Consider the following 20103-nt stretch of genomic DNA (forward strand, 5'->3'; position numbering starts at 1 on the left):
CCCTCTCCTCTCCCCCCACACCCCGCAGGATCCGGCCGTGCCCACCGCTCTCCGGCCGCTGTTCGCCGGTATCGACATCGGCGGCACCACCACCCAGGTGGTGGTCTGCTCCGACGATCTGACGGTCCTCGACCGCGCGGAGGCCGCCACCCCGGCGCGCGAGGGCGGCCAGGCCATGGTCGGCGCCGCACTCGACGCGCTCGCCCCGCTGCTGGCCCGTACCCCGGGCCGCCTGGTGGGCGCCGGAATCGGCGCCGCCGGGGTGGTGGACTCCGTGAACGGCCGCATCCTGGTCGCCAGCGACTCCTTCCGCGGCTGGGCCGGCTTCGCCGTCACCGCCGCCGTCGAGGACGCCCTCGGTGTCCCGGCCTACCTGGACAATGACGTCAACGCCTTCCTCTTCGGAGAGGTCCACGGCGGGGCGGTGCGCGGTGAGGCCGATGTCCTCGGCATGACCCTGGGGACGGGCGTCGGCGGCGCCCTGTGGACCAACGGCGCCCTGTACGCGGGTCCGCACGGCGCGGCCGGCGAGATCGGGCACATTCCCGGCTTCGGAGACCTGCCCTGCTCCTGCGGTGGCCGCGGCCACCTGGAGACGCTGGCCTCCGGCCGCTCCATAGGCGCTCGTTACGCCGACCGCACCGGTCGGCGCCGCACCGCCCGTGAAGTCGCCGAGGCCGCTGTCCGAGGCGACGACGACGCTCGCGCGGTGTACCGCGCCGCGGGGGCGGGCGTCGCCCGTGCGATCGTGATCACGGCGGGTGTCGCCGATATCACCACGGTGGTCGTCGGCGGTGGCGTCAGCCGCGCCTGGCCCTTGCTGGAACCCTTCATCCTGTCCGCCCTCGCCGCCGATCCCCCCGTCAGCGGTCACTCCGTCCGCCTGGTCCGGGCCGCCTTGGCCTCCGATGCCGTCCCGGTCGGCGCCGCCGCCCGCGTGCGAGGTGAACTGGGCACGGGGCTGAGGGCGTTGACGTAGCGACAGGACCAACGTGTGTCACGGTGCGTCCTGTTCCTCCGTCGCGAAGGCATGCTTTCGCAAGAGCGTGATCACGAGGAGGCTGAAGGCTCCGAGCGCCGCCGCGGCAAGGGCGTCGGCGGTGCTGTCGACGCGCTGCAGGAGTACGCCGCCGATGATGCCGCCGAGCGCCATGGCCGCGTTCCACAAGCTCACCAGGACGGCTTGCGCGGTGTCGGCCACGGCCGGGCCGCGTCGCATTCCGGCGTGACCGGCCGCGGTCTGCAGGAGTGTGGGCGCACCGCCCCATCCCAGGCCCCACGCGATGGCCGCGGCCCAGACGACGGCCTGTGCCGTGGTGGCGGCGAAGGCGGCGGTGGCGAGGGTGAACAGCGTTGCGGCGGTCAGCGCGAGCCCGCGGAGGTGCCGGTCGATGTGACGACCGGTGTACCAAATGCTGACCAGGCATGCGATGCCGAAAGCCAGCAGGATCGCGTCCACCGCGGTGGCGAGGCCGGCGTGCCGCAGGTACGGCGCGATGTACGCGTAGATGATCGTGTGTCCGAGGACGAAGGTCACGACGACGACCATGACGGCGCCGACCCCGGGGACCCGGAGTGTTTCTCGGACGGTCGGTTTCGGCTCTTCGACTGTCGTCGTCGGCAGGCCTATGGCGGGGACACTGGACGCGATCCATCCGATGACGGTGAGGGTGATCGCTGAGACGGCGGCGAAGGACGCTCGCCACCCGATCTGTTGCCCGATCAGCGTCCCGGCGGGAACACCCAGCGACAGCGCCAGGGGGATCCCCGCCATCGCGATCGCGATGGCGCGGCCCTCCTGGCCGGGAGACGCGATGCGGCGCGCGTAGCCGGCGAGGATGGCCCACGCGAGCCCGGCGGCGACCCCGGCGAGGAAACGCGCGCAGAGCAGGACCGCGTAGCCGGGCGCGGCGGCAGTGAGCGTGTTCGCGATCAGGAAGACGGTCATGGCGCACAGCAGCAGAGGCTTGCGCCGAATTCCCGCGGTGGCGGCGGCCAACGGTACGGCGGTCAGGGCCGTGCCGGCGGCGTACACGGTGACGGCCTGGCCCGCCGCACCAGAGCTGACGCCGAGAGAAGAGGTCAGCTGCGGGAGGACGCCTGCCGGGAGGGTTTCGGTCAGGCTGGTGATGAAGACCGCACTTCCCAGTGCCAGGAGCGCGGACCATGGCAGGAGTTCACGTCTTGTCGGAGAGGCCGTTGTGGTCGTCATGCACCGATCATGAAACCTTCACATTGATGTGAGGGTCAAGGGCGCGGGTGCGCGGTTACTCTCGACGGTGTGCGGATCGGTGAACTGTCACGGTTGACGGGCGCGTCCCGGCGCCTGCTGCGCTATTACGAGGAGCAGGGACTGATCGTCCCCGATCGGTCGACGAACGGATACCGTGAGTACGACGAACGGTACGTGGACCGCGTGAAGCAGATCCGCGGTCTGCTGGCGGCAGGGCTGCCGACTCGGATCATCAAACAGATCCTGCCGTGCTTGGACAAACCCAGGTCCATTCACTTCCCGGACGCGACCCCGGAAATGTTGGCGTTGCTGACCTCGGAACGGGACAAGCTCACCGAGCGGATCGAGGTGCTCACCCGTAACCGGGACGCGATGACCGAGTACTTCGCCGAGGTGGAGCAGCATCGCGCCCCGGTTGCGCCTGATGGGCCGCGGGGCGCCTGACGCCAGTTCCTCAAGAGGGCGTCCACCACATCCGGTTGTTCCAGGTGCACGTGGTGGCCGCACCGGTCGCGGGCTCGGGTCGTCCTGCGCCTGCAGGGTCCCCCCCGTTCAGAAAGGGAGCGTTGATCCGCGGCCCCGAGGCCCTGCCCGTCAGGTCTCATCCGCCTCGACCGACGCCGGGCCGGGGCCACGACGCGGGCCGCTCACAGATCACCGCCGGCAGGACGACCGGCCGCGTGATCGGTCTGATCCACGGCAACGTGCTCGCGGCCTCGCGGAGGCCGCCCGGCTCGGCGCGGCCATGGGCGCGGACCCCTTGACGTTCTCCGGACTCGCCGGTGCCGGGGACCTCATCGCCACCTGTGCCTCCCCGCTCTCCAGGAACCGCACCTTCGGCGAACACCTCGGCCGCGGGCTGAGTGTCGACGGGGCCACGGCAGCGACGAGGCAGACCGCGGAGGGCGTGAAATCGTGCCGCGCCGTCCTCGACCTGGCGGGCACCTACGGCGTGGAGATGCCGATCACCGAGGTGGTCCCGCCGTCATCGCGGGCACCATGGCCGTCCCGGACGCCGCCGCGGCCCTGATGTCCAGGACACCGAAACCGGAACGCTCCGGCGCCTGACGCCTGGTCCGTCTGCCGGGGAGCTCCGACCCAGGCGACTGACGTGCCCCGGCCGAGCAGCTCATCACGGTGGGAGAGGGGGCGATCAGCTCTCGGCCGGCCCGCCGATCGCTTCGGTCACGGTCTCGCGCACGATCCGCACCGCACGATCCACATCGAGGCGCGTCACGTCCAGGTGGAACACGAAGCGCAGTTGGCCCGGGTATGCCGCGCACAGGAGGCCACGGCGCTTCAGCCGGGCGTTCACCTCGTCGGCATCGAGGCCGGGCGCAGGCTTCGCGAAGACCATGTTGGTCCCGCTCGGCTCCACGGTCAGGCCCTCCAGCCCCTTCAGTCCCTCCGCGAACAGGGCGGCGTGCGCGTGGTCGTCCGCGAGGCGTGTCACGTGGTGGTCGAGCGCGTGGAGAGCCGCAGCCGCCAGAACGCCCGCCTGACGCATGCCGCCACCGAGAACCTTGCGCCAGCGTCGCGCACCCGCCACGAACTCCCGGGACCCCACGAGCGCCGAGCCGACCGGCGCTCCCAGTCCCTTGCTGAAGCAGACCGAGACGCTGTCGAAGTGGCCGGCGATCCGGCGTGCCTGGTCGTACGGGTCGTCCCCGCCGGCCACCGCGGCGTTGAACAGCCGCGCCCCGTCAAGGTGCGTGGCGAGTCCGTGGTCCCGGGCGATCCGTGTGGCCGTCTTGAGGTAGTCCATGGACACAGCCCGGCCGCCGACGGTGTTCTCCAGGCAGAGCAACCGGGTTCGGGCGAAGTGCGGGTCGTCCGGTTTCACGGCCGCCGCGATGTCCTGCGGGTCCAGTGTCCCGTCCGCCCGGTGCGGGAGCGGCTGGGGCTGAATGCCTCCGAGCACGGCTGCGCCGCCACCTTCCCACCGGTACGTGTGGGCCATCTGACCGGCGATGTATTCGTCTCCGCGACCGCAGTGGGTCAGCAGAGCGCACAGGTTGCTCTGTGTCCCCGAGGAGACGAACAGCGCGGACTCGAATCCGAGGAGCCCGGCGATCCGCTCCTGGAGCGCGTTGACGGTGGGGTCGTCGCCGAAGACGTCGTCCCCCACCTCGGCCTCGGCCATGGCCCGGCGCATGGCCTCGCCGGGCCGAGTGACGGTGTCGCTGCGCAGATCGATGGGATGACCGGGCTCGTCGCGGGCGGCGCCCGCCTCGTTCTCGGCATGGGAGACATCGACGGGGTCAGCGGCGCGGGCGCTATCGGTGGTCAGCACACGCACACTCTGCCACGGCTGGACGGGCCGCGACCGCCCGGGGGACGACGATCAGGAGAGGGCGGTCCCGGCCGCGCATCTCGGCCAGGAGACGACCGTTCCACGGGTCTGAGGGAGGTTCGGGCAGCGTGCTCCCGCCCGGACTCTTCCCGATCCGATGGGCCCTGGGCATCCGATAGGCGCTGGGCCGGTGCTTGCCGGACGAGTGAGCGGGCGGCGGCCGGTTCCTCGCAGGACGCCTGTTCCGATACTTGCCCGCAGGGAGACCTCGTGACGCCCTTGGCGAACCCGGTCGTCAGGCGGGTTCCTCGACAGCGGGTTCCTCGACAGCGGATTCTTCGACAGCAGGTTCCTCGATGGTGTGGGAGTCGGTGAGGCTCAACGCCCCGCCGGCCGCGATCAGTCCGACGACGACCGCGAGAAGGGCGTAGGTGATCCGTTCGCCGTGGAAGAACGACGCGACGAGCCCGCCGCTCCAGGTGCCGGCGGGGAGCCGGGTCGTGACCAACGCGGCAATCAGGGTGCCGACGACAGCGGTACCGACGCTGGAACCGACCTCCTGCGCGGTGTCGTTGAGCGCGGCACCGATGGAGGTGCGGTTGCTCGGCATCGCGTCGACGAGCGCGACCGCGCAGATCGTCATCACGGTGCGCAGTCCCACGGTCATGAGCACCATGCAGACAGCGATGGCGGCGTACCCGTGGTCGACTCCCCAGGAGAGACCTGCCAGCGAGCCGGCCAGGCAGGCCGCGCCCACCAGGCAGGCGATGCGGTGGCCGAACCGGCGCCCGAGCCCGAGCCACTCGGACAGGGGAGTCGCGGTGAGCATCGTCACGATGATCGGCAGGTTGGCCAGGCCGGCCCGTACCGGGCTCCACCCGTAGGCGTACTGGAAGTGGGGGATCAGTCCGAACATCACGCTGGCCATCGCGATGGACGTCCCGATCTGCGCGATGGTGGCGCCGCGGACGGTGCCGTTCGAGAAGAGACCCAGATCCAGCATGGGAGCCGCGCTGCGTCGCTCGTGCCGTATGAACGCCGTCGCGGCCACGACGGCGCCCACGATCGACGTGAGGGTGACCGCGGAGAGCCAGCCGTGCTGGGCCTCCGTCTGCAAGCCGGAGCCTGAGCGGGTCGGGTCCCACACGGGCACGCCACCGATACACCCAGCGACGTGACCCGTCACCCTCGCCTCGACGACCTCAGCCGCGCGGAGCGCGCCGCCGGCCGATCGGCCCGGCGGCGCCGTTCCCCCTGAGCAACATCCGGCCCGCTTACCGAGCAACGGCGGTGACCAGCTCCAGAGATGAAACGCGCCGCCGGTCCATGGCGCTTGCCCCTACGGCGCCCCCGTGACGCCGATCCGAAACCTGCCACTCCCGCCAGGGACTTGGTTTTGAACATGTTCAAGTCTGCGCGTACGCTTCTGCCATGAGCGACAGAGCGGCCCTGTTGAAGGGCATTCGCGCATGGCTGGTCCTCTTCGTCGTCTGCCTGGTGCTCAGCGGCGCCACGGCCTTCCCCCTGGTGCACGAACTGCACTGGACCGAGGACCTGTTGCGATCCCTTTCGGTCCCCGAGCACCTGCCCGTCCTGATGGACTGGATCGAGCGCGTACGCCGCGGGCTCGACACCGCCGACGCCGAGTACCCCTTCCTCCTGTACGGCACGGACTGGCTGGCCTTCGCCCACCTCGTGATCGCGATGGCCTTCTACGGGCCGTACCGCGACCCCGTCCGCAACATCTGGGTCGTCGAGTTCGGCATGATCGCCTGCGCCGGCATCGTCCCGCTCGCGCTGATCTGCGGGCCGCTCCGCGGAATTCCCTTCTGGTGGACAGTCATCGACATGTCCTTCGGGGTCCTCGGGGTGATCCCCCTGTACGTCGTACGGAAGAAGATCAAGCGGCTGGAGGCGCTCAGCCCCCATCCCGGACCCGACCCGGCACTTGCCGCCTAGGCTCCGACCGGGAAGGTTCGCCGGGTCCGCGGATGGGCGGATGGCAAGGGACGACTTCCGATGACGAAGATCCGCCCCATACGATCCTGAGTCCATTTGCAGATGGAGATCGATCCGAGCGCCGCGCGGGAACTGCGTGAGACATTCAGTGCTCTGCACACGGCGCTGGTGGCCTGACCCCCGTAACCCCTTGGTCAGGCTGCCATCGTGAGCGGACGTCGTCCCCAGCGGACGCCCTTCTCGCTTCGCATGCGGGCGCGTTCCCTGCGTTCGGCGGCCAGGACGTCGTCGCGGTGGCGTGCGTTGGCGTTGCGCCGGCGCAGACAGGCGCGCAGGGCCCGGATCTGCGCAGGTGGTTGGGGTGGTTGGAGTTGGTGACGGTGGCGGTGCGCTGCCTCAGTGGTCCGAAGTGGGCTTCGATGGGCATTGTCCACGAGGCGTAGGCATCGTGGCACCTTTCCTGCGGCGGTTGACGCGGCAGGAAAGGTGCCACCGCTGCGGGGCGAGCAGGCAACGACGGTTAGTCGCCGACCTCGTACTGGCCGACCGTGCGGAAGTGTCGGAGGGCCTCCGGGGAGCCGTCGTCGAGGGCTGCCTCGGCCGCGGTGCGGAGGGCGTCGCTGGTCTTCGGGTCCGCGAGCAGGCGGAAGATGTAGACGGCGTCGTCCTCGGCCTGGGCCAGGCGGTAGCCCGTCTCCCTGAAGGCGCGCAGCTCTTCCGGGGTGCCGCCCAGAACCTCGTTGGCCTCCTGAGCCACCCGCTTGTCGCCGTTGGCCCGCGCCAGGTACAGGATGCGGGCGACCGCCACCCGGTCGTCCTCGGCCTGAGCCTGTCCGTAGCCGGTCTCCAGCCACGCGCGCAGCGCTTCCGGGGAGTCGTCGTCGAGGACCTGGTTGGCCTCACAAATGACCCGCTTGTCGCCGTTGGCCGTCGCCACGAACAGGATGTGGGCGACCGCCACCCGGTCGTCCTCGGCCTGGGCCAGTCGGTAGCCGGTCTCCAGGAAGGCCCGCATGTCCTCCACGGTGCCGGCGAGGGCCTCATTGGCCTCCCGGACGACCGCCACGCCGCTGTTCTCGTCCGCCAGGATGTCGGCTATGGCGGTGCGCAGTTCGGCCTCCGACATCTCGTCCACCGGGGTGTCGGACGTGGCCGACACGGTGGTGGCCGGGGCCTGGGGACCGGCGGCGAACGCCGGGGCGGTGAAAAGGAGGGCTGGGGTCAGGGCGGTGGCCACGACGAGCAGAACCGTGCGGGTCGGTCTCATGAATGCATGCCTCCGTGATCAGACTGCGGTGATCACATCCTCATCCCCGCACCGCATCAGCGTCAACGCGAATTCTCCTGGGGGCGTGCAGAGTTGGGGACTGGATGGGGAGGGTCGTGCGGGTGTCGCGGTGGAGGGTGGCGGGCCTCGCGTGACGGGCGGGCTCGGGGCGACAGGCTCCGCCGAACCCAACACGGCACCTGTGGCGGGATGCCCAGGGCATGGCGCCACAGGTCCGGACGGGCCGGGACCGCTCGGCTACTGCGAGACGCGCACGTAGTCGACCAGCATCTTCTGCGGGAAGACGGTGGTGGCGTTCGGGGCGCCCGGCCAGTCGCCGCCCACCGCGTTGTTGAGGATCATGTAGAAGGGGTGGTCGTAGACCCACGGACCCTTCGTCGTCTCCAGTGTGGAGCGGGCGACGGTGAAGAAGGCGTTGTTGTCGACCGTGAAGGTCATGTGGCTGGAGTCCCAGTCCAGCGCGTAGGTGTGGAAGGCGGAAGAGAAGTCACTGCCCGCGACCTGGTACGGCGAGCCGAAGCCGCCGCCGCCGTTGTAGGCCGGCGCGTGGAGGGTCGAGTAGACGGTGTCGGGCACCTTGCCGATGTGCTCCATGATGTCGATCTCACCGCAGGCCGGCCACGGGGTCCCGGTCTTGAAGTTGGAGCCCAGCAGCCAGAACGCGGGCCACAGTCCCTGGGTGCCGGTCACCTTGATCCGCGACTCGACGTGTCCGTAGGTGAAGTTGAAGTGGTCCGAGGTGTTGATACGGCCCGAGGTGTACTGGCAGGTCGTGGAGCCGGTCAACGGATCGGTGGGGCAACTGGAGCCCGGCGTGGCCTCCTTGCGGGCCTCTATGACGAGGTTCCCGGCGCCGTCCATCGTGGTGTTCCTGGCGTTTGTGTAGTACTCCAGCTCACCGTTGACACCGGGGCCGGTGTCCTGGGTCCACTTCGAGGCGTCCGGCGTGGTACCGGCCGCTGTGTTGAAGTCGTCCTGGAAGACGACGTGTTCGGGGCTGCCCGGGTCGGGCGGGTCGGTCGGCGGGGCCGTCGGGCTGCCCCCGGTGCCGAACACGTCGAAGGTCCACAGCGAGTAGCCGTACGCCGTGCCGCGCGCCGTGCCGTACATCCGCACGTACCGGCCGGTGCCGTCGACATTCAGGGTCTGCTTGAAGCCGGTGCTGGTGGTCGTCGAGTAGACGTCGGTCCAGTTGGCGTTGTCGGCCGAGACCTGGACCCGGTAGGCGCTGGCGTAGGCCGGGTCCCATTGCAGGACGACGTGGGTGACGTGCGCGCTCGCGCCGAGGTCGACGCTGATCCACTGCGGGTCGGTCCAGCCGCTGCCCGCGGCCGTGGCCCAGCGGGTGGCCGGGTCGTGGTCGAAGGCCTTGGCGGGGGTGCAGCCGCCGCACTGCGCGTCGTCCTGTGTGCTGGAGGCGGTGGCGGGCTTCTTGTAGGAGAGCAGCACCGCGTTGCCGCCGCCCGGCGGTGGGGTGGTCCCGGTGGTGAACACCTGGAACTCCCAGAGCGAGAAGCCGTACTGGGTGGCCCGGGTCGTCCCGTTCATGCGGACGTAACGGCCGGAGCCGGTCAGGGTGAGAAGCTCGGTGGCGCCGACACCGGTGGACGTCTGGTACACGGTGGTCCAGGTCGTGCCGTTGTCGGAGACCTGGATCTGGTAGGCCTTCCCGTAGGCGGCCTCCCAGCTGAGCTGAACGCCGCAGATGCTCTGCGTGGCGCCGAGGTCGACCTGGATCCACTGCGGTTCGGCGGCGGTGCTCGACCAACGGGTGTCGTTCCTGCCGTCGACAGCGGCCGACGCGGGGGTGCCGGCGTTCTCGGTGGACGAGGCCGTGGCGGGCTTGTTCAGCGCCGCGTTGGTGGTGGAGCACCCGGTGCCGCCGCTGCCGCTGGTGCCGTAGACCTGGAACTCCCAGAGGGAGAAGCCGTATTGGGTGGCACGCGCCGTACCGTACATGCGGACGTAACGGCCGGTGCCGTTGACGGTCAGTGTCTGAGCGCCGCCGGTGGCCGTGGTGGTGGAGTAGATGTCGGTCCAGGAAGCACCGTCCGCGGACGTCTGGATCCTGTACGCCGTGGCGTAGGCGCTCTCCCAGTTCAGGACGACCTGGTTGACCGTGGAGGTCGAGCCCAGGTCGACCTGCAGCCACTGCGGGTCGGTGGCGGCGCTGGACCAGCGCGTTCCGGCGTCGCCGTCCACGGCGGCGGAGGCGGGGGTGCCGACGTTCTCGGTGGACGAGGCGGTGACGGGCTTGCCTTGCGACAACAGCGTTCCGGCTGCCTGGGCGGGCGCCTGCACCAGGGCCAGCAGGCAGGTCGCCAGCAGAGCAGTGACGACGGTGAACAGCAGGGTTCGGGACGAACGTGGGCCGGGACGGCGGAATAAGCGGTACGGGGGTCTTCCACTCACGGCGTCTCCTGTGGGTTGGTCGCCGAATGAGAGAGCGCTCTCCGGATGACTGATGGTTACGGCCTTGTTGCTGACACGTCAAGGCTGTGAACGAAATCGGGCGACGGGCTTTCCGCGGCCGCCGTATGCCTTCAAAGAATGAAGACGTCTGAGCCGCACGGACCCGGAGTGCCCGTTATGTCCCAACGGGCCGGTGAACCGCTGAACGCGACGCATCGACGGTCCGCGACGGCGGGATCGGGGCCCCGGCCGAGGCGCGTGGGGATGGTCCCTTCTGGCCCGCGGCAGCCACCGGGTCCTGGTCCCAGCGCTCGGCGTGGGTACCGGCGACCAACTCCGGTAGTTCGAGGGGCATCCCACCGGAGCGCAAGCAGGACGCCCGACGCCACGGTGACCTGTGAGGACCACTGGACTGAATGCCCGAGGTCCACCACCCGATCGGGAGCGGGGAGGCGGTCATCCCCGACGTCCTCATTTTCATTGCGCTGGCATACAGGACCTGGGACCGTCGGTCGGTCCCCCGACGGTTCGCTGTGCCGACCCCGACGAGTGGGTGCGACTTCGGCGATGGGCGGCCCTCGGGTGATCTGAAGCTGACGCATATCGTTCTGGCGCGTGGCCGGATGCGCGAGCAGCCCATGCTCACGCTGTCCTGTTCCTCGTCGTACGCCGAGCAGGCCGCACGAGCGCGGCATGTTGTGGCGGGGCTTCGGACGGACGGCTTCGAGCCGGTGCGGCTGAAGACCGAGTCCACGCCGTGGGCCGCGGAGGTACCGGCGCGGCTCGGCGGGGGCGACGAACGGCACTTCGAGCACCATGTGAAGCTGCTGCTCGAGGCGGACACGGACCTGGCCGCCCTCGCGGCCCGGGTGGTCCCGCACGGCGCTCATCTGTCATGGAACGCGCGGGTACGGGCCGGCGCGGGGCACGAGCGGTTCGTGACGCAGCGGTGCCGCGGGGTGGGCGCCGACGGGGCGGGGCGGGCGCTGGAGCGGTTGCTGTCGGAGCTGGGCGGATTCGTGGTGCTGAGCGTGGAGCGGGAGTTCGTGCTGTACGACAGTGACCTGTCCGTGGACGACGGTTGGATCGAGGAGTCTGTGGGGGTACGGACGTGAGCGGGACGGCGTGGGACGGATTTGGCCGGCGGAGCACCGAGTTGCCCCGGGAGCCGCTGGACGAGGCCACTCGCAGGGCCGAGGACCTGCCGAAGACGCTGCGGTGGGTGCCGGGGGACGACGTGATGCAGCGCCCTGTCTTCGACCCGTCGCTGAAGCACCACCAGAAGAGAGCGACGAGGGGACACCGCTGCACGCCGACGGCTACGACCTCATCACCCTGCGATTCGTGGTTCCGTCACTCAAGTCCCGGGACCGGACCCTGCACGCCCTGGGGCAACGGCTGCGTCGCGGAGGCGCCATCGTGGTCATCACGCCGCGCGCCGCCGACATCCCGGCCGAGCGGCGTCGTGTCGCGCTCGACGAGGACGAACTCGCCCAGCTGCGGACCGCATGGGCGAGCACGACCGTGCACGACGCCGAAGGCCTGGCCTTCGTGATCCTGCGTGGCCCGTGCCGGACCGGGACGACCACGCCGCAGGACCGCCCTCAGACGGCCGGAGCGCAGGGCGGGCCATCAGGCGCGGGGAGCGTCGAGTCCACCGCGCCCGCCTCCCCGCGGCAGCATCGCTTCTCTCTCCTGACTCGCTCCTACCGACAGGTGGAGTCCGGTCGGAAGACGGTCGAGGTGCGCGTCGCCACTCCTGGGACGGCAGCCGTCGAAGTCGGGGACGCCACCGTCTTCCGCGACCGGGCCAGCGGTCGTGACCTCGACATCGTCGTGAAGCGGGCCACCCCGTACACCTCCTTCGAGGAGCTGCTCGACGCGGAGGAGCCGGCATACATCGACCCTGACGCACCCCGCCAAGAACTGCTCAGCAGGCTCCGCAGCATCTACCCGCCGGACAAGGAAGCCCTCGGCCCCTTGGCCTTCGAGTTCGACCACCGCCCGGCGCTCCCCGGCCACTCCAGGCCGATGACGCCGTCGGAGTACGTGCGGACCGTGCCGCACCACACCGTGTACGGCTGCCTGTACGTCCGCGACGAGCACGACCGGCCCGTACAACTGCGCTCGGTCTACGGGTCCCGGCTCTGGCATTTCCCGGGCGGCGATCTCGACACGCGAGGGGAAGATCCTGTCCAGACCGCCCGCCGCGAAGCCGTCGAGGAAACGGGTCTCGACCTCGGCCTGGAAACACCGAGGCTGCTCCTGACACATTTCCTGCACGCCGGGCCGCCCCTGGCGCTGAACAAGGTCGGATTCATCTTCGACGGAGGGCGCCTCACCTCCGACCGGCTCCGCCGGATCCGCCTCGATCCGTCGGAGCACGACATGTGGGCCGTGCACGACCTGGACGGGTGGCGGCAGTTGATGGCGCCGGAGGCCTTCGCCCGCCTCGACGCCGTCGAACGGGCCCGGCTCGGCGAAGGCCCCGCCCACCTCGTCACGCACACCTGACCCACGGCGCGCCGCCTGCCAAGGAGACGCCCGTGTCCGTCGAAGGCATCAACGGCGAGGCCTGCACGGTCTGGAGACAGCGCCGGCTCCCCCGTTCCTCCGTCCCACCGGTCGCCGAAGAACTGGCGTGGACACCTTGGGAGCAGGTCGGACCCGGTGCTGCAATCCTCGGTGACATCGGAGGCCGCCCGGCGTCGCGCAGGGCCCCATGCTTGTGCGTGCGGGGCCCGGTGACGGGCCGGCTGTGCCGACTGGGGATTTGACCGCGCCGAGGAAGAACCTCATAAGCTCGGGGCCCAACTCGGCACTTTGGATTCGTAGTTGCTGGCGACACTATGTTGGTGACGCCATTCACCTCGGCCTTCAGCCGCCAGGATCCGGCTGAAATACCGGAACGGAAAATCCTGCGTCGGGACAGGACAGGTCCAGGTCGATCGGCGCGCCACGTCAGTGACCGGTATGGCTGCCGTGGTTCCGAAAGGTGCCGTCCTGTCGGCCGGAGCACTGCTCAGCGCGGCCTCCGCCGGCGTGGAGAGCACGCACGTGGCTCGGACCAGGTCGGATGAGGCTACCGGCCAGGAGAGAGGGCCGGTGCGGATCGCGCCGGTGAGCGGGGCGAGGCGGGTCCGACAGGCGGCTCCTTCGGAACGGGGCACACGCAATTCCCGATGGTTCGGGTGGCGCTGACATGGCGCGGCGGCGTGCGGCTGAGGCGTGTCGCCAATGAGACATGTCGCAGGTACGACACCCGGCGCTAGTGACGTTTCAGGCTCTATTAGCCAATCCTTTCGGAGGGTTTTACCTCCAGCTGTGCGCTTGGTGTTTTACAGCGCAGTGATCGCCCGCACAGCGGCCACAAATCGCCTATCCCCGCCGCCAGTTCCAACCGGGCAGTGCCGAAAGCCCCGTGCCCGGGCTGTTCGCCGGCCGCCATCCAGCGGCCGCCGCAGAAGGAGTCCGAGTGAGACAATCCCCTCGCAAGTCGGTCGCAGGTGCGCTGATAGCCGGCGCCACGGTGCTCGCTGTCACCGCGTCGTCCGGCGCCGCGACGGCCGGTACGCCCCAGGCGCACGCCCGTGCGGTCCGGGTCCAGCCCCGGGCAGGCGCACTGCCCGTGCGGCTCTCGGCCACGGAGCAGGCGAAGCTCCTCGGAGCGGCTCTGGCGGGCCGTGCGGCCACCGCCCGGTCGCTGCACCTGGGAGCATCGGAGCAGCTGGTCCCCAAGTCGGTCGTCAAGGACGCCGACGGCTCCGTGCACACCCGCTACGAGCGCACCTTCGCGGGACTCCCGGTCCTCGGTGGCGACTTGGTCGTGCACACGGCTGCCGACGGGACCTCGAAAGGGACCGACAGGGCCACCGACGCGCGCATCAGCGTGCCGAGCACCACCGCGACCCGTTCCGCGGCTTCGGCGAAAACCCTCGCGCTCGGCCGTGCCAAGGCCTCGGGGGCCACCAGCCCGACGGTGACCAGCTCCCGCAAGGTGGTCTGGGCGGCCTCCGGGGCTCCGGTCCTGGCCTGGGAGTCCGTTGTCGGCGGTCGGCAGGACGACGGCACCCCCAGCCGCCTGCACGTCATCTCCGATGCGAAGACCGGCGCCAAGCTGTTCGAGTATCAGGGGATCGAGACCGGCGCCGGCAACAGTGAGTACAGCGGCAAGGTCACCTTGGGGACCACTCTGTCGGGCTCGACGTACAGCATGACCGACAACACCCGCGGCGGCCACAAGACGTACGACCTGAGTCACGGCGACTCGGGTACCGGCACCCTGTTCACCAACTCCACCGACACCTGGGGCGACGGCTCGCCGGCCAACGCCGAGACCGCCGGTGTGGACGCCGCCTACGGCGCCCAGGCCACCTGGGACTTCTACAAGAACGTGATGGGCCGCACCGGAATCCGCAACGACGGTGTCGCCGCCTACTCCCGCACCCACTACGGCGTCGCCTACAACAACGCCTTCTGGGACGACGACTGCTTCTGCATGACGTACGGCGACGGCGACGGCGACAAGCACCCGCTGACCTCGCTCGACGTAGCCGGCCACGAGATGAGCCACGGTGTCACCGCCGCCACCGCGGGTCTGGTGTACGGGGATGAGTCCGGCGGCCTCAACGAGGCGACCTCCGACATCTTCGGCACGTCGGTCGAGTTCTACGCCGACAACGCGAGCGACGTCGGTGACTACCTCATCGGCGAGAAGATCGACCTCTACGGTGACGGCACCCCGCTGCGCTACCAGGACAAGCCCTCGCGGGACGGCGTTTCGCCGGACAACTGGTCCCCCGGCCTCGGCAATTTGGACGTGCACTACTCGTCCGGCCCGGCGAACCACTTCTTCTACCTGCTGTCCGAGGGAAGCGGCGCGAAGGTGATCAACGGCGTCAGCTACAACAGTCCCACCGCCGACGGAGTGGCGGTACCCGGCATCGGCCGGGAGAACGCCGCCAAGCTCTGGTACAAGGCCCTGACCGAGCGCTTCACCTCCACCACCGACTACTCGAGCGCCCGTACCCAGACCCTGCAGGCCGCCGCCGACCTGTGGGGGGCCGGCAGCGCCACCTACAACACGGTCGCCAACACCTGGGCCGCCGTCGGCGTCGTCGCCCGCGTCACGGTCACCAGGCCGGCGGACCAGAACACGGTCGTCAAGACCCCCGTGAGCCTGCAGGTCCAGGCCGGCAGCAACAACCCGGGAGCGCTGACGTACTCCGCCACCGGCCTGCCGTCGGGTCTGTCGATCAACGCGACCACGGGCCTGATCTCCGGCACGCCGACCGCCGTAGGCCTCAGCACCGTGACGGTCAAGGTCAAGGACTCCTCCAAGGTCGCCGGCTCGGCGACGTTCGGCTGGGGGGTCTCCACCGTCGGCGGCAACGTCTTCACGAACACCACCGACGTGCCGGTGCCGGACGCCGGCGCAGCCGTGTACTCCCCCATCAAGGTCTCCGGTCGGGCGGGCCACGCGCCGAGCAACCTGGCGGTCGGCGTCAACATCGTGCACCCCTACCGCGGTGACCTGGTCGTCGACCTGGTCGCCCCGGACGGCAGCCTCTACCACCTGAAGAAGTCCAACGGCTTCGACTCCGCGGCCAATGTCATCGCCACCTACACCGTCAACACCTCCACCGAGACCGCCGACGGCACATGGAAGCTGAAGGTCCAGGACGCGTACCACCTGGACAGCGGCCACATCAACAGCTGGAAGCTCACCTTCTGAGCGGTGCCCCCTTCCCGGCCGGACAGTGCTCGTGATCCCGGCCCGACCACCCAAGCCGTACGAGAGGTATCTGACTGATGTCCACAATCCGCCCGGCGGCGGCGATAGCAACCGGATTGATACTGGTTGCCGCAGCCGTGCCAGCCGCGTTCGCGGCGCAGCCGGACCGCACCGACACCGCCGCCCAGCCCGCCGCCGCGCCGACTGCCCGCTCCGCGACCGTACGGTTGGTGACCGGTGACCAGGTGACGGTGACGACGCTGCCCGGCGGCCTGCACACCGCGTCGGTGCAGCCCGGACCCGGTCGCGAGCACATTCCCTTCCGGACGCTGGAGGGGGACGACAAGGCACTGACCGTGCTGCCGTTCGACGCCCAAGGGCTGGTGTCCGCGGGCACCCTGGACCGGCGGCTGTTCGATGTGACGGCCCTGATCGCCGATGGCTACGACGAGGCCCACACCACCGCGCTGCCGCTGATCGTCTCCTCGCAGCCGGTGCCGTCCCGGGCCGGAGCGAGGGTCACGGCGCAAGCCTCGAAGGCCGCCACGGCCACAGCCGACCGGCTCCTGGCCCTCAAGGCGGCCGCGACCCCCTTCCGCGACCTGGAGAGCATCCACGCTCACTCGATGCGTGTCGCCGACCACGACCTGGGCAAGTTCTGGAAGACGCTGAACTCCGGCGCGTCGTCGGACGCCGCCCGCGCGGCGGTCACTCCGCGGATCTCGCTCGACGGCAAGGTGAAGGCGCTGCTGGACCGCAGCACCGCGCAGATCAATGCCCCCACCGCGTGGAAGGCGGGCTACGAGGGCCAGGGCGTCAAGGTGGCCGTGCTGGACACCGGTGCCGACGCAAGCCATCCCGACCTCGCCGGGCGCATCGCGGAGGCGAAGGACTTCTCCGGCAGCGGAAACACCGGTGACCACTTCGGGCACGGCACGCATGTCGCCTCGATCGTCGGCGGCAGCGGCGCGGCGTCCGGGGGGACCCGCAGGGGTGTCGCGCCCAAGGCCGACCTGCTGATCGGCAAGGTGCTGGACGACAGCGGTTCCGGCGACGAGTCGGGCATCATCGCCGGCATGGAGTGGGCGACCGGCGAGCACGCCAAGGTCGTCAACATGAGCCTCGGTGCGTCCATCGAGACCGACGGCACCGACCCGCTGAGCGAGGCCGTCAACACCCTGACCGTCTCCACCGGCACCCTGTTCGTCGTCGCGGCGGGCAACGACGGCCCGGGGACGTCCACCATCGGCACGCCGGGCGCGGCCGACTCCGCGCTGACCGTGGGGGCCGTCGACCGCGACGACTCGCTCGCCCCCTTCTCCAGCCGCGGCCCGCGCTTCGGCGACGGGGCGGTCAAGCCCGACGTGACGGCCCCCGGGGTCGGCATCGTCGCCGCCCGCGCGGCCGGTACCACCCTGGGCGACCCGGTCGACGCCCACTACATCTCGCTGTCCGGGACCTCCATGGCCACCCCGCACGTCGCCGGCGCGGCCGCCCTGCTGGCCCAGCAGCACCCTGACTGGCAGGCACAGCAGCTCAAGGACGCCCTGACCAGCACCGCTCGCACGGTGCCTGGTACCAAGGTGACCGAGCAGGGCGGCGGTCGCATCGACCTGGCCACGGCCATCGGTCCGGTCACGGCCACCGGCTCCGTCGCCCTCGCCCCGCTCCAGATCGGCGGCGCGGCGGGCCGGCAGCAGGCGGCCACCATCCACTACACCAACACAGGTGACCACCCGATCACCCTCTCCCTGGCGGCCAGCCTGGCCACCGACTCCGGGAAGGCGCTCCCGGCCGGAGTGGTCAGCCTGGGCTCCGGCACCGTGCAACTGGCCGCCGGCGGCACCGTCGACGTGCCGCTGCGCACCGACGCGACGAAGGCCTTCCGCGGTAATTTCTATGGATACGTCACCGCGAAGTCCGCGGGCGGCGCCGTGGTTGCGCACACTACGGTCTCCCTGGTGGTACATGCGCCGCAGCACCGGCTGACCGTGGTCTACCGAGACCGCGACGGCCATGTCGTGCCCGGCTCGCTGCCGAACATCTGGGGCGCCGACGGCTGGGTGCAGTACACGGACAGGGACGCGGCGGTCGCCGTAGTGGAAGAGGGCACGTACTACCTCAACTCCGGTTTCTACGACACGACGTCGGACGGTGACCAGGTGGGCGACGTCGTCGTCCCCGAAGTGAAGGTCACCAAGGACATGACGGTGACGCTGAACGCCGCCAAGGTCACCGAGGTGAAGATCCGCACACCTCGCCCCGCCGAGCAGCACGGCGTCATCAGCACCATGCTGCACCGCCAGATCGACGGTCACGGCCTGCTGCAGGGCGCCCTGTACTTCGACACCGTCAATCATCTCTACGTCAGCCCCACCGCTCCGGTCACCGACGGCGCCTTCGAGTACCACACGCGCTGGCAGCTGGTGGCCCCGCAGCTGCGCGCGAAGGTCTCCGGCAGCTCGCAGGGATTCACCCCGTACTACGAGCCGCTCTCCCCGGTCTTCGGGGACCGGGGCGCACGGCTGACCGCCGTGGACGCCGGGTCGGTGACGGCGCCCCAACTCGACAACGTGCGCGGCAAGCTGGCCGTGGCCCGTTACGCGTGGCCCACGGGCGACTACGCCGGCTTCTCACGACTCGCCGCGGCAGCCGGGGCCAAGGCGGTGCTATTCGCCTGGGAGCCTGCCGGGGGCGCCGCCTGGACCCGGTGGCAACCGGACGGTGACCGGTTGGAGCTGCCCTCGATGCGGACCAACTGGAAGAACGGCGGTGCCCTGCTGGATCGCATCAAGAAGGGCACCACGACGCTGGAGTTCTCCGGCACGGTGAACAGCCCGTATCTGTACGACGTGATGCCGGTCTCGAAGGGCTCCATCCCCCAGCGGATGGTCTACACCGTCTCGGATCGGAACACCGCGCAGGTCAGCGCCACGTACACCCGCACCGGTGCCTCGGCCTGGGCAAGTGAGCAGCGGTTCGGCTGGCGGCCGTACGAGGACACGGCGTGGAACCAGTACAGCCGCTACGTGCCGGTGGGTCAGCAGCGCGTCGAGTACGTGAGCAGTGCCGAGGACACGCTGTGGAACCACGTCGTGCACCACAACGTCGTCTGGATCCCCGACTTCCCCCTGCAGGCCGGGTCGCAGGACTCTCCGCACACCTACCGGCCCGGCCAGCACGCCACGGAGCGGTGGTTCGGGGCAGTGGTCCGACCGTCGGTCCCGCGCGGCTTTGCCATGAAGTCGGTGCGCAACGGGGACACCCTGTCGGTGTATGTGCCGGAGTTCAACGACTCCGGCACCGGCCACTGGTCGTTCTCCGAACTGCCGGTCTTCGGCGGCGGTGTCGGTGACGCCGCGGTGAACGACAGCGGGCCCGACGCGGTGCCCGACACGGCCACGGCGGTGTTGTCCCGCAACGGGAAGCAGATCGCCGCGTCCGACAACGGCGCCTGGGGCAACTTCGAGGTGTCCCCGGGCAAGGCCGCCTACAACCTGTCCCTGACGACGGCCCGCGAGTCCGACGACTGGCGCTTCGCCACCGACACGCACACGTCGTGGACGTTCCACTCGGACACCGCGGCAACAACGACCATGCTGCCGCTGCTCCAGATCGACTACAACGTACCGGTCGACGCCCAGAACGCGGTGAGTCGGGAGCGCGTGCACGCGCTCGGCCTCAACGTCCGCATGCAGGACGGCATGCCCGCCCCGCGCGGGGTGAAGCTGAAGGTCGAGGCGTCCTACGAGGACGGGAAGAACTGGGCGACGGTGCATACGGCGCGGCGCGGCAGCGACGGGCAGTTCATCGCCACCCTTCAGCGTCCGTCGTACATTCACGGCGACGCGTACGTGACACTGCGGGTGACCGCAACGGACGCGGCCGGCAACAGCGTTCAGCAGACCGTGGTCCGCGCGTTCCTGCAGCGCGGCCCCAAGTGATGCGCCGGCGGCCACCGGTGACGTGAACCGTCCCGGCCCGAACGCGGCGGGTGCCGGGGTCTTCGGACCCCGGCACCCGCCGCGCCGTCCGGCGACGCCCAGGACGGTCGGATGCGGGCCGTCGACGGCACCTACCAGGACCGTGGTGAGTATCCCTTCCCGAGTGGCGTCCACGGCCCACCTCATCAGCCGTGTGTGAGCGGTCTGGAACGAGCCGGGCTCGTGGAAGGTCGCGCCGGG

11 protein-coding genes and 3 pseudogenes are annotated in these 20103 nt (G+C 70.2%); 8 read left to right on the top strand and 6 right to left on the bottom strand.

Annotation, left to right across the window (positions count from 1 at the left end; all coding sequences use genetic code 11):
• Positions 1–58: 58 nt before the first annotated feature.
• On the top strand, positions 59–979 hold the full coding sequence (locus tag OHB41_RS45710) for an ROK family protein (RefSeq protein WP_266708363.1): 921 nt from the start codon (positions 59–61) through the stop codon (positions 977–979).
• An 18-nt stretch (positions 980–997) separates the two neighbouring features.
• Here the strand turns inward: OHB41_RS45710 and OHB41_RS45715 are convergent, their stop codons facing one another.
• A complete protein-coding gene (locus tag OHB41_RS45715) occupies positions 998–2212 on the bottom strand; it encodes an MFS transporter (RefSeq protein WP_266707598.1) in 1215 nt (404 codons plus the stop codon).
• A gap of 69 nt (positions 2213–2281) precedes the next feature.
• Here OHB41_RS45715 and OHB41_RS45720 point away from each other — a divergent pair, with 69 nt between their 5' ends.
• Together OHB41_RS45720 and OHB41_RS45725 are read left to right on the top strand one after the other, a co-directional pair.
• Positions 2282–2677, top strand: a complete 396-nt coding sequence (locus tag OHB41_RS45720) for a MerR family transcriptional regulator (RefSeq protein WP_266707600.1) — start codon at positions 2282–2284, stop codon at positions 2675–2677.
• Between the two features lie 265 nt (positions 2678–2942).
• Positions 2943–3301: pseudogene (locus OHB41_RS45725) on the top strand (NAD(P)H-dependent glycerol-3-phosphate dehydrogenase); the annotation flags it as partial.
• Positions 3302–3386: 85 nt separating this feature from the next.
• On the opposite strand, the gene ltaE reads toward OHB41_RS45725, so the two are convergent.
• Both ltaE and OHB41_RS45735 read right to left on the bottom strand, forming a co-directional pair.
• Positions 3387–4526: a low-specificity L-threonine aldolase gene (ltaE, locus tag OHB41_RS45730; protein WP_266707602.1), complete on the bottom strand. Its 1140-nt coding sequence runs from the start codon at positions 4524–4526 to the stop codon at positions 3387–3389.
• A gap of 295 nt (positions 4527–4821) precedes the next feature.
• Positions 4822–5628, bottom strand: a pseudogene (locus tag OHB41_RS45735) (MFS transporter); the annotation flags it as partial.
• 329 nt (positions 5629–5957) lie between these two features.
• Here OHB41_RS45735 and OHB41_RS45740 point away from each other — a divergent pair.
• Positions 5958–6485 (top strand): hypothetical protein, encoded by a 528-nt coding sequence (locus tag OHB41_RS45740; RefSeq protein ID WP_266707604.1) that lies wholly within the window; start codon positions 5958–5960, stop codon positions 6483–6485.
• Positions 6486–6679: 194 nt separating this feature from the next.
• On the opposite strand, the pseudogene OHB41_RS45745 reads toward OHB41_RS45740, so the two are convergent.
• The 3 genes and pseudogenes from OHB41_RS45745 to OHB41_RS45760 all read right to left on the bottom strand — a co-directional run.
• Positions 6680–6927 (bottom strand): annotated as a pseudogene (locus tag OHB41_RS45745) (IS630 family transposase); the annotation flags it as partial.
• A 78-nt stretch (positions 6928–7005) separates the two neighbouring features.
• The gene (locus OHB41_RS45755; RefSeq protein WP_323138535.1) at positions 7006–7752 is read right to left on the bottom strand and encodes an ALF repeat-containing protein; all 747 of its coding nucleotides are present in this window, start codon (positions 7750–7752) and stop codon (positions 7006–7008) included.
• A 258-nt stretch (positions 7753–8010) separates the two neighbouring features.
• Entirely contained in the window at positions 8011–10125 is a 2115-nt protein-coding gene (locus tag OHB41_RS45760; protein ID WP_526025109.1) for a discoidin domain-containing protein, read from the bottom strand.
• 683 nt (positions 10126–10808) lie between these two features.
• Between OHB41_RS45760 and OHB41_RS45765 the strand changes: the two genes are divergently transcribed.
• The 4 genes from OHB41_RS45765 (at position 10809) to OHB41_RS45780 (ending at position 19863) form a co-directional block, all read left to right on the top strand.
• Positions 10809–11300 carry a hypothetical protein gene (locus tag OHB41_RS45765; RefSeq protein ID WP_323138536.1) on the top strand — a complete coding sequence of 164 codons (492 nt, stop codon included), beginning with the start codon at positions 10809–10811 and terminating at the stop codon, positions 11298–11300.
• Positions 11301–11529: 229 nt separating this feature from the next.
• The gene (locus OHB41_RS45770; RefSeq protein WP_266707606.1) at positions 11530–12699 is read left to right on the top strand and encodes an NUDIX domain-containing protein; all 1170 of its coding nucleotides are present in this window, start codon (positions 11530–11532) and stop codon (positions 12697–12699) included.
• A gap of 961 nt (positions 12700–13660) precedes the next feature.
• Complete coding sequence (locus tag OHB41_RS45775; RefSeq protein WP_266707608.1) at positions 13661–15919, top strand: M4 family metallopeptidase; 2259 nt, start codon at positions 13661–13663, stop codon at positions 15917–15919.
• A 77-nt stretch (positions 15920–15996) separates the two neighbouring features.
• Positions 15997–19863 carry a S8 family serine peptidase gene (locus tag OHB41_RS45780; RefSeq protein ID WP_266707610.1) on the top strand — a complete coding sequence of 1289 codons (3867 nt, stop codon included), beginning with the start codon at positions 15997–15999 and terminating at the stop codon, positions 19861–19863.
• The last annotated feature ends 240 nt before the right edge of the window (positions 19864–20103 follow it).

This window comes from Streptomyces sp. NBC_01571, from assembly GCF_026339875.1.
In the GTDB taxonomy this organism is placed as follows: Bacteria; Actinomycetota; Actinomycetes; order Streptomycetales; family Streptomycetaceae; genus Streptomyces.